At 40.0% G+C, this 17,322-nt stretch carries 13 protein-coding genes; 8 read left to right on the top strand and 5 right to left on the bottom strand.

Annotation, left to right across the window (positions count from 1 at the left end; all coding sequences use genetic code 11):
* Positions 1 to 83: 83 nt before the first annotated feature.
* Complete coding sequence (gene queA / locus G0Q07_RS04300) at positions 84 to 1,133, top strand: tRNA preQ1(34) S-adenosylmethionine ribosyltransferase-isomerase QueA (protein WP_163344934.1); 1,050 nt, start codon at positions 84 to 86, stop codon at positions 1,131 to 1,133.
* Positions 1,134 to 1,186: 53 nt separating this feature from the next.
* On the opposite strand, the gene G0Q07_RS04295 is transcribed toward queA, so the two are convergent.
* The 4 genes from G0Q07_RS04295 to rimP all read right to left on the bottom strand — a co-directional run bounded on the left by G0Q07_RS04295 (position 1,187) and on the right by rimP (position 8,875).
* Complete coding sequence (locus G0Q07_RS04295) at positions 1,187 to 3,970, bottom strand: PQQ-binding-like beta-propeller repeat protein (protein WP_163344933.1); 2,784 nt, start codon at positions 3,968 to 3,970, stop codon at positions 1,187 to 1,189.
* Positions 3,971 to 4,118: 148 nt separating this feature from the next.
* Entirely contained in the window at positions 4,119 to 7,103 is a 2,985-nt protein-coding gene (gene infB / locus G0Q07_RS04290; protein ID WP_163344932.1) for a translation initiation factor IF-2, read from the bottom strand.
* Positions 7,104 to 7,163: 60 nt separating this feature from the next.
* Positions 7,164 to 8,399: a transcription termination factor NusA gene (nusA, locus tag G0Q07_RS04285; protein ID WP_163344931.1), complete on the bottom strand. Its 1,236-nt coding sequence runs from the start codon at positions 8,397 to 8,399 to the stop codon at positions 7,164 to 7,166.
* An 11-nt stretch (positions 8,400 to 8,410) separates the two neighbouring features.
* Complete coding sequence (gene rimP / locus G0Q07_RS04280) at positions 8,411 to 8,875, bottom strand: ribosome assembly cofactor RimP (protein ID WP_163344930.1); 465 nt, start codon at positions 8,873 to 8,875, stop codon at positions 8,411 to 8,413.
* A gap of 268 nt (positions 8,876 to 9,143) precedes the next feature.
* On the opposite strand from rimP, the gene G0Q07_RS04275 reads away from it, so the two are divergent.
* From G0Q07_RS04275 to lpxA, 4 genes are read left to right on the top strand one after another with little or no spacing between them, the layout of a single operon-like run.
* Positions 9,144 to 10,400, top strand: coding sequence for an HD domain-containing protein (locus tag G0Q07_RS04275; protein WP_246222979.1), 1,257 nt, complete (start codon positions 9,144 to 9,146; stop codon positions 10,398 to 10,400).
* A 36-nt stretch (positions 10,401 to 10,436) separates the two neighbouring features.
* Positions 10,437 to 11,474, top strand: a complete 1,038-nt coding sequence (lpxD, locus tag G0Q07_RS04270; protein ID WP_163344929.1) for a UDP-3-O-(3-hydroxymyristoyl)glucosamine N-acyltransferase — start codon at positions 10,437 to 10,439, stop codon at positions 11,472 to 11,474.
* 18 nt (positions 11,475 to 11,492) lie between these two features.
* A complete protein-coding gene (locus tag G0Q07_RS04265; protein WP_163344928.1) occupies positions 11,493 to 12,872 on the top strand; it encodes a bifunctional UDP-3-O-[3-hydroxymyristoyl] N-acetylglucosamine deacetylase/3-hydroxyacyl-ACP dehydratase in 1,380 nt (459 codons plus the stop codon).
* Between the two features lie 28 nt (positions 12,873 to 12,900).
* Positions 12,901 to 13,683, top strand: a complete 783-nt coding sequence (lpxA, locus tag G0Q07_RS04260) for an acyl-ACP--UDP-N-acetylglucosamine O-acyltransferase (RefSeq protein ID WP_163344927.1) — start codon at positions 12,901 to 12,903, stop codon at positions 13,681 to 13,683.
* 72 nt (positions 13,684 to 13,755) lie between these two features.
* Here lpxA and thiL read toward each other — a convergent pair whose 3' ends face one another.
* A complete protein-coding gene (thiL, locus tag G0Q07_RS04255; protein ID WP_163344926.1) occupies positions 13,756 to 14,793 on the bottom strand; it encodes a thiamine-phosphate kinase in 1,038 nt (345 codons plus the stop codon).
* 268 nt (positions 14,794 to 15,061) lie between these two features.
* Between thiL and sufB the strand changes: the two genes are divergently transcribed.
* The 3 genes from sufB to sufC all read left to right on the top strand — a co-directional run bounded on the left by sufB (position 15,062) and on the right by sufC (position 17,322).
* Entirely contained in the window at positions 15,062 to 16,378 is a 1,317-nt protein-coding gene (gene sufB, locus G0Q07_RS04250; RefSeq protein WP_262887990.1) for a Fe-S cluster assembly protein SufB, read from the top strand.
* Entirely contained in the window at positions 16,282 to 16,506 is a 225-nt protein-coding gene (locus G0Q07_RS21375) for a SufD family Fe-S cluster assembly protein (RefSeq protein WP_262888006.1), read from the top strand. The genes sufB and G0Q07_RS21375 overlap by 97 nt, the downstream gene beginning before the upstream one ends.
* A gap of 63 nt (positions 16,507 to 16,569) precedes the next feature.
* On the top strand, positions 16,570 to 17,322 hold the full coding sequence (gene sufC / locus G0Q07_RS04245; protein WP_163344925.1) for a Fe-S cluster assembly ATPase SufC: 753 nt from the start codon (positions 16,570 to 16,572) through the stop codon (positions 17,320 to 17,322).

The raw sequence follows: 17,322 nt of genomic DNA, 5'->3' as shown, positions 1-17,322 counted from the left end.
AAGTGGTTCTGAACAAAAAATCCAACTTACTGTATTATTTTTGCAGATCGCATAAAAAAGACTATTAATAAATAAATTACAATATGAAGTTATCAAAATTCAAGTACGATTTAGATCAGGAAAAGATTGCTTTGCACCCGGCCGATAACCGTGACGAATCGAAACTTATGGTATTAAACAGAGCAACAAAAACAATTGAACACAAATTGTTTAAAGACCTGCTTGATTATTTTGATGATAAAGATGTGATGGTTTTTAACGATACCAAAGTGTTTCCAGCACGTTTGCATGGTAACAAAGAAAAAACCGGAGCAGAAATCGAAGTTTTTCTTCTTCGCGAATTAAACCGCGAGCAACGTTTGTGGGATGTTTTGGTTGACCCGGCAAGAAAAATACGTATTGGGAACAAGCTGTATTTTGGCGACGACGACCTGTTGGTTGCGGAAGTAATCGATAACACCACATCGCGCGGACGCACTTTACGTTTCTTGTTTGATGGTCCTTACGACGAATTCAAACAAACGCTTTACAGCCTGGGAGAAACTCCACTTCCTAAATTTATCAATCGCCCGGTTCAGCCCGAAGATAAAGACCGTTACCAAACTATTTTTGCAAAACACGAAGGCGCAGTTGCTGCACCTACAGCTGGTTTGCACTTTAGTCGCGAGTTGTTAAAGCGGCTGGAGATCAGAGGTGTTGATTTCTCGTATGTTACGTTGCATGTGGGATTAGGAAACTTCCGCAGTGTTGATGTTGAAGACCTGACAAAACACAAAATGGACTCGGAGCAGATTTGGATTAACAATGAAGCTTGCGAGATGGTAAACTCAGCAAAACAGGAGAAACGTAATGTTTGTGCCGTTGGAACAACCGTAATGCGAACTCTTGAAAGTTCGGTATCAACTCAAGGCCATTTGAAGCCGTTTGAAGGATGGACAAATAAATTCATTTTCCCTCCTTACGAGTTTAGCGTAGCAAACAGCATGATTACAAACTTCCACCTGCCTTATTCAACATTGTTGATGATGGTTGCCGCATTTGGCGGATACGATTTTGTGATGGAAGCATACGAAGTTGCAACTAAACACGATTACCGCTTTGGTACTTATGGCGATGCTATGCTAATTATTTGATAAGTAAATTTTACTACTATACAGAAAGCCACGGAATTTATTTCGTGGTTTTTTTATTCCAGTTCATAACAGAATAAGCTACCGTCTTCATCTCCAACAACCAGACTCAACGAACCACCATTTGTAAGTTTACCAATCGAGAATTCACTGTTGCCACTCAACGGAAACCCATCATATTGTTTTCCGGTAGAATCAAATAAGAAAATTTCGTTTTCATCGGGATCGGTTACACCAATCATTTTTTTAGTGGCTGTAAAAGCATACAGATTTATCCCGTGCAGATCATTGTCGAACTCTTCCTCAAACAGTTTATCTCCGCCCTCATCAAAAACAACCAATCTGTCTTCATCAACAAATACAAATTCTGGTTTTCCATCGCCGTTAATATCGTCCACCTTAAACTGATGGTCTGGTGAAAACTTTTCGGTTTTCTTTTGTGCAAATTTCCCATCAAAGAACAGATAGAAAACATCTCCATTTTTGCTGGTGGTTACTATTTTAGTGAGGCCTTGCGCATTTAAAGTTACATCGTTAGCTGATGGCGAAAATTTTGCCGATGAGTTGACACGTGTCTGTCCTCTTCGGTTTTGGATATAAACCTTTGTTTCATCGCTAAAAACAATATAATCTTTATTACTCACTCTAAAATGATGCACCGGGTTGGTTACCGTTCCACTGGTCTTCCCAAATTCCCAGCCACTTATAATTTTACCTTCGTGATTGTAGGCGTAAACTTTTTTATCCTTACAAGCCACAAAATAACGATAACTGTTATTATTGTTGTAATCGAAAACATTAACACCGTTGGTAGCCGGCGATTTTAGAATAATGGGGAAGTTTGCAACGCTGGTGCCGTTTCGGTCGATAAGATAGATTTTCTCGCTGGTATTAAACAGGTACTGTAATTTGCCATTGTTGTAGTAATCTACCTGGTGAATTTCTCCCAGAATCTTTCCGCTAACGGGAGCGCTCCAAATAATTTTTCCACCGGCACTAATCAAATGAAGCTGATTATTCACATCCTGAACAATTATTTCCTTCTCAGCTTTATTATTGTGATTAATGACCAGCTGCGGTTTTATCGCCACTTCGGCACCCAGCCGACACTCCCATTTTGCACGCACATCTTTTTTCGGTTTCGGTTCGTAACCCAAATTTACAGCGTTAAAATAAATATTGTTTTCGCATACCACCTGCCAGCTTATCGCATTAAACTTCCTGAAAATCGCTTCATTCTTCTCCAACCCTTTGTTTATTTCTGAATTAAACAAATCGTGGCGCAGTGCATAAAGATTATTTATATTGGCGTAAACATTCAGGTTTGCCTTGCTCTCGGCCGACTTTCTTACTGTTTCGTAATCGGCAGCCGTTCTTAAGGACGTTCCTGAATCCATATCGTTGAGATACTTCTCCAAACCTTTTTTCGAACTGGCAAAAATCAACAACTCATCTCGAAAGGCAGCAAATCTGGCACGTGCAAAATCGAAAGCTCCTCCTAACCAAATACCAGGTAGCCTTGGATAGGGGAATTCATAAATTCGATAGTTTTGTTCTTCTGATGATGTAAACGAGCTCGCCAAACTTTCAAATTCAATATCTTTCCGTTTGGCATAATTGGTCAACATCCCTTCAAAAAGTTCCCGGCTTTCTTTCCGCGACTGCCCGCTTATAATAAAAAGCGATCCCATCTCTGCTTCTGTAGGAACAGAGGTTATTGCTGCCACCACTTTATCTTTCACCAGGTTTCTCAATTTCTCGCGACTATCAGTACGGAAATCCTGCTCCATTTTTTTTATTTTCTCTTCCCGGTCGTAGTAGGCTTCGGAATGCACAAAATAGTTTTCCAGATTCGTAAAAAACAGCTCCTTATCGGAGAACGAAAATCCAACATAAAAAGAGGTTGACTTTGGCAACATACGGTCGGCGTTACAACTTACTGCTTGCTGCCCCTGAAAAACGGAAAGGAAATGATTTAAAGAATCATCGGCAGCAGTAATTCCATTCAATGTTAAGCGGTTGTCATAAAAACTTAAATCGAGTTCACTCCAGCTGGCGTAATCCTTTATTTTAAGCACATCTCGTTTCAGGTTAATCCTGTCGGTCTCGCCAAATTCATTATCCTGCTTTTGGGTTTTCGAATTCAGGAAATTGGCCCACAGTTCAGGGAAGCGTCTGTGATTAATATACCACGCTACTTCCGACTGGTTGCCAACAGTTCTGTTCACCAGGTTAAAATACTGGTTATCGGTAATACCGCGTGCATTTAATTGCCTGATACATTTCTCCACCAGAATTACTTCGGGACTGATAATTACCAGTTTGCCGGCAACACTGAAACTGAGCTTGTTGTTTCCATTTGAATCGGCAACATCAATTATTGCATATCCATTATAATTTCGTTTTTGAAATGAAGTTCTTGAGATACCGGTCAGCTTCTCGATTAATAACTCGAGCCCCTCTCGCTCTTTTGCACTTTTTAAGTTGCTAATAATTACCGGATGTAACACATTTTTTCCAACAAAATCGAGTGCCAGCACAACCTTACGTTTTCCAAGCTGCTTCTGAATCTGAGGTTCAGTATCGATAATATTTTGGATACTCGACACCTGGCTTAACAATCTGCTAAATTCAGGAATTCCTGATAATTCTGCTACCACAGGGTTATCGGCAGGAATGGGTTTTAATCCTTCAGCTTCAATAAAGAGTGGCGTTGTTAACGGAACTGCTTTATACAACGACGATTCTTGTTGAAATACAACTTTTTCTTTTGAAAAATACAGAAACCCGGCTACAGCAACTGCCAAAATAAAAAGTATGATTATGAGGTACCGCTTCATTTTTTATTCTTTTTGTCAAATGTAATAATTAGCTAACGCTTCAAACTACCTTTTTGGTTTACGAAATTAAACATTGACTGTTAATAATTTAAGGGCAACAAAAAAGGCCGGGTCTCCCCGGCCTTCTCTTTTATAGAATTATCGTTTTTTATAATGTCTTTGCAACTTCAATTTCATGGTAGGCTTCCACGTGGTCGCCAACCTTAATGTCGTTAAATTTTTCGATGTTCAATCCGCACTCGTAACCGTTCTTCACTTCTTTCACGTCTTCTTTAAAACGTTTAAGGGAACCTAACAATCCATCGTAGATTACGATACCATCGCGGATTACACGAACTTTCGAGTTACGTGATACTTTTCCATCACGAACGAGGCAACCTGCAACGGTTCCCACTTTCGTGATTTTAAATACTTCAAGCACCTCAACAGTTCCGGTAATTTCTTCCTTAATTTCAGGAGAAAGCATTCCTTCCATTGCGGCCTTAATCTCGTTAATCGCATCGTAAATAATTGAGTACAATCGAATATCGATTTGTTCTCTTTCTGCCATTTTACGCGCATTTAACGATGGCCTCACCTGGAACCCAACTACAATCGCTTCTGATGCAATAGCCAGCGAAATATCAGATTCAGAAATCTGCCCCACTGCTTTATGAATGATATTAATCTGAATTTCTTCGGTCGACAACTTGATCAATGAATCAGACAGTGCTTCGATAGATCCGTCCACGTCACCTTTAACAATCAGGTTCAGCTCCTGGAAATTACCAATTGCAATACGGCGACCAATCTCATCAAGTGTAATATGTTTCTGAGTACGCAGTCCCTGTTCGCGGGCCAATTGCTCGCGCTTATTGGTAATGCTTCGTGCTTCACGCTCGCTCTCCATCACATTAAACTTATCACCCGCTTGTGGTGCACCGTTCAATCCAAGAATAATAGCAGGCTGTGCAGGTCCAACTTTTTCAATATTTTGATTACGCTCGTTGAACATTGCCTTTACGTGACCGTAATACTGACCCGCAATAATTATATCGCCAACTTTTAATGTCCCGCTTTCAACCAGCAAGGTTGATACGTAACCTCTACCGCGGTCAAGCTCCGATTCAATAATTGTACCCTGAGCCTTTTTATTCGCATTCGCCTTCAATTCAAGCATTTCTGCCTCAAGCAATACTTTTTCAAGAAGTTCCTCAATTCCTATTCCATTTTTGGCCGAAATATCGTGCGATTGGTATTTACCACCCCACTCTTCCACCAGGTAATTCATATTGGCCAGTTCTTCTTTTATCTTTTCAGGATTTGCTCCCGGTTTATCAATCTTGTTAATTGCAAAAACAATAGGTACACCCGCAGCAGATGCGTGGTTGATTGCCTCAATGGTTTGAGGCATCACATTATCGTCGGCTGCTACAATAATAATTGCAATATCGGTTACCTGTGCACCACGGGCACGCATTGCGGTAAACGCTTCGTGGCCCGGAGTATCAAGGAAAGAAATATCTCTTCCGTCTTCCAGGCTTACGTGGTATGCTCCAATGTGCTGCGTAATACCACCGGCCTCACCGGCTATTACGTTTGTACTTCGAATATGGTCGAGCAGTGAGGTTTTACCGTGGTCGACGTGCCCCATAACGGTTACAATTGGCGGACGAGCTTTCAAATCTTCCGGATTATCTACTTCTTCCTCAATTGCTTCTGCAATTTCAACACTCACAAACTCTACTTTGTAGCCAAATTCTTCGGCCACAACAGCTAGTGTTTCAGCATCAAGACGTTGGTTGATAGACACAAACATACCTAACGACATACATGATGAAATAATCTCAGTTACAGTAACATTCATCATGGTAGCCAATTCAGCAACGGTAACAAACTCTGTTACTTTCAGGATATTTTGATCCAGCATTTGCTGTTCCATATCTGCCTGTACTTTTTCACTGGCAGCGGCTCGTTTGTCTCTACGGTGTTTTGCACCTCTTTTATTGGATTTACCCTTTGTTGTTAAACGGGCAAGTGTATCTTTAATTTGTTTTTGTACGTCTTCCTCGTTAACCTCTTTTTTAAGTGGTCGTCTTTTCTTTCCTGCCCCTTGTTTAGTTGGCTGGAATTTCCCTCGCTGACGTTCTCCTGGTTTTTGTTGTCTGTCGACACTTACTTTTCCAGTATCTTTAGTAATACGTTTTCTGCGTTTTTTCCTGTTGCTTTGGTCGCCTCCTTCTTGTTTTTTATCGGGAAGATCAATTTTACCAAGAACAGTTGGACCATTAAGCTTGTTAGCTTTAGCTTTTATAACGCTAGGACCTTCTCCTTTAACTTTATTTTGTCCCTGGCGCTCGACAGTTCTCTGCTTTTTGCGCTCTTTACGTTCTTTTTCGCGCTCTTCTTTTGTTTTTTTGGCCGGGCGTGTTTTCTGATTCATATTGCTCAGATCAATCCTGCCAACCACCTTTATCTTATCTTCAGATTTGGGCGCCTTTTTCTCAACAACCTCTTTCTCTTCTTCCTTCGGAGTACTTTCCGTTGTTTTTTCAGCTTTCTCCTTTTCAGCTTTAGGAGCAGCTTCTTTTTTTGTTTCGGATGCAGGTGCCTCTTTTTCTTCTTCTTTTGCAGGAACCTCTTTTGCAGGTTTCTCTGTTACAGATTCCTTTTCTTCTTTTTCTTTGGCAGGTTTTTCTTCAACAGTTTTCTCTTCAACAGGTTTTTCAGCCTTCTTTTTTGGCTTGTTAAACTTGTCCAGATCAATCTTATCAAGAACTGTAACTTTTACCTCAGGTTTTTCAACAACTTCTTCTGCCGGTTTTTCTTCAACCTTTTTTTCAACCTTTTTTTCAGCAGCAGGCTCTTCACTCTTTGGTTCTTCTTTCTCCCGATCAGCAGCCTCCGGATCCATCGAAATAACTTCTTTCTTTGGACGATGACTCTTTAGGTTCATTTTTTCCGACTCTTTCTTGATGGTAATATCTATTTTATATTCCTTTTCAAGAAGTTGCACGGCGTCTTCTGCAACTTTAGTATTAGGGTTCGAATCAATTTCATACCCTTTTTTATGCAAAAACTCAACAATGGTATGAATACCTACGTTGAACTGTCTTGCAAGTTTACTAAGTCTTGTTGTTTTGCCTGCTACCATATACTTCTTTATTTACTTTTCTAATTTGTGTGAATAAAAACCAATGAATATTGTCGGTTGTTATTCAAATTCTGAATTAAGAACTTTCAGAACGTCGTCGATAGTTTCGTCTTCGAGGTCGGTTCTTTTAATCAATTCAGCACGCGGAATGTTCAATACGTTTTTTGCGGTATCGCATCCGATTCCCTTTAACGCATCAATTACCCAGCTTTCAATTTCATCTGCAAACTCTTCAAGGTTTACATCCTCATCATCTTCTTCCATCTCACGGTAAACATCGATCTCATATCCGGTTAACTGGCTGGCCAAACGAATGTTTAAACCGCCTTTACCAATTGCCAACGACACTTCTTCGGGTTTCAGATAAACTTCGGCTCTCTTATCGTCTTCAATAATTTTAATGGAATTAATTTTCGCCGGATTCAGTGATCGCTTTATAAATAACTGAAGATTTGACGAATAATTTATTACATCAATATTTTCGTTACGCAACTCGCGAACGATACCGTGGATTCTCGATCCTTTCATTCCCACACATGCTCCAACAGGGTCGATACGCTCATCGTACGATTCAACCGCAACTTTAGCACGTTCACCCGGAACACGAACAATTTTCTTGATGGTAATTAAACCATCGTAAATTTCCGGAATTTCCAACTCGAACAAACGCTCGAGGAAAGTCGGAGCTGTGCGCGACAAAATAATCAGCGGGTTGTTATTTCGTAATTCTACTTTGTATACAATTGCACGAACGTTATCTCCTTTTCGGAAATAATCTGACGGAATTTGTTCTGATTTTGGAAGAATGAGTTCGTTTCCTTCATCATCAAGAATCAAAATCTCTTTTTTCCAAACCTGATAAACTTCACCAGTTACAATGTCGCCAATCTTATCTTTATATTTTCCGTAGATATGGTCTTTCTCCAGTTCCAGAATTTTACTGGCCAGGTTCTGACGCAGATTCAAAATGGCACGGCGACCAAAATCGGCTAACTTAACCTCGTCGGTAACTTCTTCGCCTACTTCGTAATCGTCGTCAATTTTCAGTGCATCGCTTAACGTTATTTGCACATTCGGATCTTCAATCTCACCGTCTGCAACAACTTCGCGGTTTCTCCAAATCTCAAAGTCGCCTTTATCAATATTGATAATCACATCAAAGTTCTCGTCGGTTCCATACTGACGGATAAGCACACTGCGGAAAACTTCTTCCAGCACGCTCATCATTGTAACCCTGTCAATGTTTTTTAGCTCTTTAAATTCAGCAAAAGTATCTATCAGGTTAATATTTTCCATCTTGCATCGCTTTATTTAAATGAAATAACCGCTTTCGCACTTTTTATTTCGTCGTATTTTAAAATATGTTTTTTTACTACCAATTGCTTTTTCTTGTGACCTTCCACTTTTTCTCGTTTAGAAGTCTCAAGCACTATGCCATCTTCATTATTTTCTAAAAGCAGCCCCACTAATTTCTGACTTTCGGCTGTTACAACTTCAATTTCTTTGCCGGTATGTTTTTCGTATTGTTGCCTAACTTTAAAGCTTTCGGTAAGCCCCGGAGACGAAACCTGCAATGAAAAGTCCTCCTCATCCCTGTCGAGATTGTGCTCTACATTACGACTGACAGCAATACATTGTTCGATTGTGACACCATTAAATCCATCAACGTAAACATTAATATCGTTGGCTGAACTTATCGTCACATCAACAATAAACATCTGATCATCAAGACGTTCACTTGCCAATTCTATAACTTTCTGTTTTGCAATCATTTCTCTATATGTAACAAAATAGGGAACCAACGGTCCCCTAAAAACTTCGCTTTTTAGAAAATTCTCGGCAAAAATAGTAATATTATCCAACATTAACAAATAACCACTCCTACATAAATAGCTGATTTTAAACTAAAAAATCATTAACCGCATTCTGTGCATAACAATTTCATTTTTACCTGCCTTTACGTTTTATTTCCTAAAAAAAACATTGTCATTTGTATTACAGAAAGTTTTGTAGTTTTAAACCAATCGAATAAATAGCTTAGTGCAACAAATTCATCTCAACAAAAAGAAAATAATAAACGACCCCGTTTTTGGATTTATCAACCTTCAATCAGACATTATATTCGATTTACTGGAACACCCAATATTTCAACGTCTTCGCCATATCAAGCAATTAGGTTTATCGTATCTCGTCTTTCCTGGCGCTAACCATACTCGTTTCGAGCATGCAATTGGCACAGTACATTTAATGCGCCAGGCCATTTCTGTTTTGCAAATAAAAGGGCACGAAATTACCGATGAAGAGGCCGAAGCAGTTGCTATTGCAATATTGTTGCACGATATTGGGCATGCACCATTTTCGCACGTTTTGGAAAATACGCTCGTAAATATTTCGCACGAAGAAATTTCCTTAATGCTGATGCAGGAGTTAAACCGCGAGTTTAATAGCAAATTAGATCTGGCAATCAAGGTTTTCACCAATAAATACAAAAAACAATTTTTGCACCAACTTGTAGCCAGCCAACTCGATATGGACCGCCTGGACTACCTGAGTCGCGACAGCTTTTTTACCGGAGTGGTTGAGGGCACCATAGGTATCGATCGCATTATAAAAATGCTAAATATTCACAACGACCAATTAGTGGTTGATGTAAAAGGAATTTATTCCATCGAAAAATTCCTGATCTCGCGACGACTGATGTACTGGCAGGTCTATCTTCACAAAACAGTTGTTGCTGCCGAGTTCCTATTAATAAATGTATTAAAACGGGCCAAAGAGATTATCACAAACGGAGGAGAATTGTTTGCCCCTCCTACCTTAAACGTATTCTTAACAAATAATTTCACCGCTGAGGATTTTCATTCAAATATTGAAATTCAGGGGAAAAATGTATTGCAATGGTACACGCTGCTTGATGACAATGACATTTTAATCTCGATTAAAGAATGGCAAAATCATCCGGATCCGGTATTGTCGCAAATGGCAAAAAGCATTACCAACCGCAAGTTGCCACGAACAAAATTCAGTGATAAACCCATTTCGCCTGCCAAAGAACAGAAGTATTTAAAGCAAATCGAGAAGCATATTATTTCTGACCCCGACCTGGCTAAATACTTCCTGATGACGGGTGTTATAACCAACAACGCCTACAACAAACACTACGAAAACATATCGGTTTTATACAAGGATGGAACAGTAAAAGAAATCAACGATGCTTCCGATATAAACCTCTCTACTTTATCAAAAACAGTGAAGAAGTATTTTGTGTGTTATCCTAAAGAATTGGACATTTACTAGTTAAAACCTATATTTGCATCGCCAAAAAAACAGATAATGGATTTTAAAGCTACTGATATCGCCTCATTTTTGAATGGAGAAATTGTTGGTGATAGTGATGCAAGAGTATCAAATGTTTCGAAGATAGAAGACGGAAAACCAGGCACTTTGGCTTTCCTTGCCAATCCAAAATACGAGCATTACATTTATACAACCAAGGCCTCAGTGGTATTGGTAAATAAAGGTTTTTCTCCAAAGGAAGAGATTTCAGCGACCTTAATAAAGGTTGATGATGCCTATCAGGCATTTGCGTCGTTGCTTGATTTATATGCACAGGCTAAAGCCAGCATGAAACAAGGTATTGAGCAACCCAGCTACATTGCAGAAACGGCAACTCTTGGAGAAGATGGTTACGTTGGAGCATTCGCCTATATTGGCAACAATGCATCGATTGGAAATAACGTAAAAATTTATCCGCAGGTACATGTTGGTGATAATGTTAAAATTGGAAACGACTGTGTTTTATACCCAGGCGCAAAAATTTACGACGATTGTGTAATCGGCAACCGCTGCATCGTACACTCAGGAGCAGTTATTGGTTCTGATGGTTTTGGCTTTGCCCCGCAGGAAGACGGTACTTTCAAAAAGATACACCAAATTGGCAACGCCGTGTTAGAAGACGATGTAGAAATTGGCGCAAATACAACTATCGATTGTGGCACAATGGATTCTACAATTATCCGTAAAGGCGTAAAACTCGATAACCTTATTCAAATTGCACATAACGTTGAAGTTGGCGACAACTCTGTTATGGCTGCACAAACCGGAATTTCGGGCTCGGCCAAAGTGGGTAAAAACTGCATGTTTGGCGGGCAGGTTGGTCTTGGAGGCCATATTACAATCGGCGACAACGTTACACTTGGTGCTCAATCGGGCGTTGTTTCAAACCTCAAAAGTAACCAAACACTTCTTGGCTCCCCGGCCATCGAAATTAAAACGGCCATGCGCGCCTATGTTCTTCTGAAAGACCTTCCCGAAATCCGCAGAGATGTGCTTCAGTTGAAGAAAACAATCAATACAGACAAAAAAAAATAAGAAATATTTCACTTTCCAATGGTTGTAAAACAAAAGACATTAAAAAACTCATTTAAAATTGAGGGGAAAGGATTACACACAGGGGTTAATGTAACAATGAATTTTCTGCCGGCAACGGAGAATCATGGGTTTAAATTCAAACGTGTAGATCTGGAGAACCAACCAATTATTGACGCTGATGTTGACCTGGTTGTCGACACATCGCGTGGCACACTACTTGAAAAAAATGGTGCACGCATAGGAACAATAGAGCATGCACTCGCCGCACTTGTTGGGATGGATCTTGACAACGTTTTAGTTGAAGTAAACAACGAAGAAGCTCCGATTATTGACGGAAGCTCAAAATATTTTGTTGAAGCCATTGAAAAAGCAGGCATTGTTGAACAAGAAGCTGACCGGGATTATTTTGAAATCAGTGAAAAAGTTGAACTTTTTGACGAAAAGTCAGGCTCGCATATTATTGCACTGCCCGACAACGATTACAGCTTAAATGTAATGATTTCCTTCCCATCGGCCGTTCTCAACAATCAATATGCAACGCTCGAATCAATAAAAGATTTCAAAACAGAGATTGCCGGTTGCAGAACCTTTGTTTTTCTTCGCGAAATTGAATTTTTGCTGAGCCACAATCTGATTAAAGGCGGCGACCTTAATAATGCAATTGTTATTATCGACAAAGAGATTAGCCAGGAAGAACTTGACCATTTGGCGGATTTAACCAATCATGCAAGAGTTGAAGTAAAACCTCAGGGCATTTTAAATAACCTTGATTTGCATTTCGACAACGAATGTGCCCGCCATAAACTCCTGGATGTAATTGGCGACCTTGCATTGCTGGGCAAGCACATAAAAGGCAGAATAATAGCTTCGAAACCGGGTCATGGCCCAAACACCATGTTTGCCAAAGCCCTAAAGAAGCAATTGAAAAAAGAAGCTGATGCTGCTCCAAAATGCAATCCGAATGACGAGCCGTTGATGGACGTTAACCGAATTAGAGAATTACTCCCACACCGTTACCCCTTCTTAATGGTAGATAAAGTGGTGTGCATTCAGGACGATGAAATAATTGGCGTAAAAAACGTTACTGTTAATGAACCATTCTTCCAGGGGCACTTCCCCGACGAACCTATTATGCCAGGGGTTTTGCTGGTTGAAGCAATGGCGCAATGCGGTGGTTTATTGGTACTTAACAAACAAGAAGGACAATTTGCAACCTATTTTATTCGCATTGACAATGTTAAATTCAGGAAGAAAGTTGTACCTGGCGACACCCTGATTTTTAAATTAAAATTAACTTCGCCGATTCGGAGAGGAATTGCCAATATGAAAGGAACAACATATATTGGAGATAAAGTTATTGCCGAAGGTGAGTTTATGGCACAGATTGTAAAGAAGTAGATAATTAAAGACAGTTAAAAAATATAAAATGAAACAACCATTAGCCTATGTCCATCCCGATGCAAAAGTTGCTGATAACGTAGTTATCGAGCCTTTTGTTTCCATTGATCATGATGTTGAAATCGGTGAAGGGACAAGAATTGGTTCAAGTGTAACTATTTTACCCGGAACACGAATTGGTAAGAATTGCAATATTTTCCCGGGTGCTGTAATCGGAGGTGTTCCGCAGGATCTTAAATTCAATGGAGAATATTCAACCGTTGAAATTGGCGATAACAACACCATTCGCGAATTTGTTACCATAAACAGAGGTACATCTGCAAAAGGGAAAACAGTACTTGGAAACAATAACCTTTTAATGGCCTACGTGCACGTTGCGCACGATTGTAAAGTTGGAAACAATATTATTTTAGTAAATAATGTACAGTTGGCCGGCGAAGTTCAGGTAGACGACTGGGCCATTCTTGGCGGAATGTCTGCCGTTCACCAGTTTGTAAGAGTTGGCTCTCATGTAATGATTTCCGGCGGATCGTTGGTTCGTAAAGATGTTCCTCCTTTTATTAAAGCAGGTCGCGAACCACTATCATATGTTGGAATCAACTCAATTGGCTTGCGCCGCCGTCAGTACAACAACGATAAAATTCGTGAAGTACAGGACATTTACCGTTACATTTACCAAAAAGGATTGAATACTGCGCAGGCGGTTGAAATTATTGAGGCAGAAATGGCGGCAACACCTGAGCGCGACGAAGTGTTACTTTTTGTAAAAGACTCAAAACGTGGTATTATTCGTGGTTATTTCCCCGATTAATTACCAAACAGAATCGTATAAAAAAATGTCATCGGAAATCCGATGGCATTTTTTGTTTATTGGTAAACCAACTTATTGACCATGGTTCCATCCCTGCGCTTCCAATGGAATTGAAGAACCGCCTGAGGTTACCAGATTTATCCCTTCACCTACTTCAGTCATATGACCAATAATGGTAAAGTCGGGATCATTTTTTACTTTCTCATAATCGTCTAACGAAAGCGTAAAAAGTAATTCGTAATCTTCACCACCATTCAGCGCTGCCACAATCGGATTAATGCTTAATTCTTCAGCCATTTGTTTGGTCTGATAATCCATCGGAACTTTCTCTTCAAACAAACTGCATCCAACCCCCGAGTTTTTGCACAAATGCATAATTTCTGACGACAACCCATCGGAAATATCAATCATCGACGTAGGTTTTAATCCCAGTCGTTTAAAAGCGGCAATTATATCTCCTCTCGCCTCGGGTTTCAACTGGCGTTCAAGAATATAATCGTAACCATCGAGCTTTGGCTGCATGTTCTCGTTTACTTTATAAACTTCATTTTCTCTTTCAAGCAACTGAAGCCCCATGTAAGCACCGCCAAGGTCGCCCGATACACACAAAATATCGTTTGGTTGTGCGCCGCTTCGCATCACAACATTCTCCTTTTCAACCTCGCCAATTGCAGTAATGCTCAGTGTTAATCCAGTTAACGAGCTGGTTGTATCTCCACCTACCAAATCAACCTTATATTGTTCGCAGGCCATGTGAATTCCTTCATACAAATCTTCTAACGCTTCTACCGAAAATTTTCCCGAAACCGCCATACTAACTGTTACCTGTTTGGGAGTTGCATTCATGGCAAAAATGTCCGACAAATTTACAACTACGGCCTTGTATCCAAGATGTTTCAATGGCACATACATCAGGTTAAAATGAATCCCTTCGGTTAGCAGGTCGGATGAAACAACCACTTGTTTTTCCTTAAAATCAAGAATTGCAGCATCATCTCCAACTCCTTTAACCGTGCTTTCGTTTTTTATAGTTATTCCCTTGGTTAAGCGGTCTATCAAACCAAATTCACCCAACTCCGAAATATTCGTTTGTTTTCTTTCTTTATTCATTGTTAATTAAAGACCAATTGGTATGTTTTTATATGCTTTTCACCTGCAAAAGTACCTATAGTTTTATATCTTTGCAATTTATACGTGAACAGGAATAAAAAAGCGTTGTTATTTAATCGAAATTGCTGTTATTTATAATATTAAGCTCCGGAAATTTCATGAGCGGAAGTGTCAAAACAAAGATCCGGACAGTTAATTCGGCAATAGTAGCACCTTAAAAAAGACACATATTTTTTAATCATTCAAGAGAGAGAAAGAGAGTCAGAAAATGGAAGAACAAGATAAAATATTGAATGACGTAACACAAGGCGAATACAAATACGGTTTTACGACCAATATTGAAACCGACATTATTGATAAAGGCCTTAACGAAGACGTGATTCGTATAATATCTGCCAAAAAGGAAGAACCGGAGTTCATGTTGAATTTCAGGTTAGACGCCTTTAAAAAATGGCAGAAAATGAAAATGCCAAACTGGGCCTATTTAAAAGTTCCGCCCATTGATTTTCAGGAAATAAGTTATTACGCAGCCCCAAAAAAAGGCCCTAAATATGAAAGTCTTGACGAAGTTGATCCGGAATTACTAGACACCTTTAGTAAGCTGGGCATTCCGCTGGAAGAGCAAAAACAACTGGCCGGAGTTGCCGTTGATGCAGTCATTGACTCTGTATCAGTAAAAACAACTTTCAAAGAAACGTTGGCTGAAAAAGGAATAATATTCTGTTCATTCTCGGAAGCGGTAAAAGATCATCCCGACCTGGTAAAAAAATACCTGGGACAATCTGTGCCAGTAGCCGATAACTATTTTGCAGCATTAAACTCAGCAGTATTTAGCGACGGTTCGTTTTGTTACATTCCAAAAGGCGTTCGTTGCCCCATGGAATTATCAACCTATTTTAGGATAAACTCAGCCAACACCGGGCAGTTTGAGCGTACACTTATTGTGGCCGACGACGATAGTTATGTAAGTTACCTCGAAGGTTGTACTGCACCAATGCGCGACGAAAACCAGTTGCACGCTGCCGTTGTTGAAATCATAGCGCTCGATCGTGCTGAAGTGAAATATTCAACCGTACAAAACTGGTATCCGGGAGATAAAAACGGCAAAGGTGGAATTTACAACTTTGTAACAAAACGTGGTATTTGCCGTGGCGAATCGTCAAAAATTAGCTGGACACAGGTAGAAACCGGATCGGCTATTACATGGAAATACCCAAGTTGTATTCTTATGGGCGACAATTCGGTTGGAGAGTTCAACTCGGTGGCCGTTACCAACAATCATCAGCAAGCCGATACGGGATCTAAAATGATTCACATTGGACGCAATTCCAAATCAACAATTATATCAAAAGGTATTTCTGCCGGTAAAAGCGACAACTCGTACCGCGGATTAGTAAAAGTGATGCCAAAAGCCAAAAACTCACGTAACTTTTCGCAGTGTGATTCCTTACTTCTAAACGATACTTGTGGGCACACACTTTCCCATACATCGAGGTTGGAAATAAATCATCGGTTGTTGAGCACGAGGCCACAACATCGAAAATTGGTGAAGACCAGATTTTTTACTGCAACCAGCGTGGAATAGACACAGAAACCGCAATTGGAATGATTGTGAACGGTTATGCAAAGGAAGTATTAAACAAACTTCCGATGGAATTTGCCGTTGAAGCCCAGAAGCTTCTGCAGATCAGCCTTGAAGGCAGTGTAGGATAAACAAATTATAAATAACTCAGGGCGAGAGTCTAATCTCTTTCCCGCAACACCATAATAGTAAAGATGTTAAAAATTAAAGACTTATATGCTTCCGTTGAAGGAATGGAAATCCTGAAAGGAATCAATCTTGAAGTAAAACCCGGAGAAGTTCACGCAATTATGGGACCTAACGGTTCGGGGAAAAGCACCCTTGCAAATGTTCTTGCCGGAAAAGAAGAATACGAAATTACACACGGAGAAGTTTTTTACGAAGGAGCAGATTTACTGGACAAGTCTCCTGAAGATCGTGCAAAAGAAGGAATCTTTTTAAGTTTCCAGTACCCGGTTGAAATTCCGGGCGTACCAATGGTAAACTTCCTGAAAACGTCGGTTAACGAACACCGCAAGCACAAAGGATTAAAAGAACTTACGGCCGGGGAGTTTCTGAAACTTATGCGTGAAAAGATGGACATGGTTGACATGCACGCCAAGTTGACCAACCGTTCGGTTAACGAAGGATTCTCGGGTGGAGAGAAAAAGAAAAACGAGATTTTCCAAATGGCACTGCTTGAGCCTAAACTTGCAATTCTTGACGAAACCGATTCGGGACTTGATATTGATGCATTAAAAACGGTAGCCAACGGAGTAAATGCGCTAAAATCTCCCGAAAGGGCAACAATTGTAGTAACACACTACCAACGTCTACTCGATTATATTGTACCCGACTTTGTTCATATTCTTTACCAGGGAAAAATTGTAAAAACAGCCGGAAAAGAACTGGCGCACCAGTTGGAAGAAAAAGGGTACGACTGGATTAAATCAGAAATAGAAAATTAA

The sequence above is a fragment of the Draconibacterium halophilum genome (assembly GCF_010448835.1).
In the GTDB taxonomy this organism is placed as follows: Bacteria; Bacteroidota; Bacteroidia; order Bacteroidales; family Prolixibacteraceae; genus Draconibacterium; species Draconibacterium halophilum.
The sequence above is the reverse complement of the archived record's forward strand: the minus strand, read 5'-3'. Positions and strand labels throughout refer to the sequence as shown.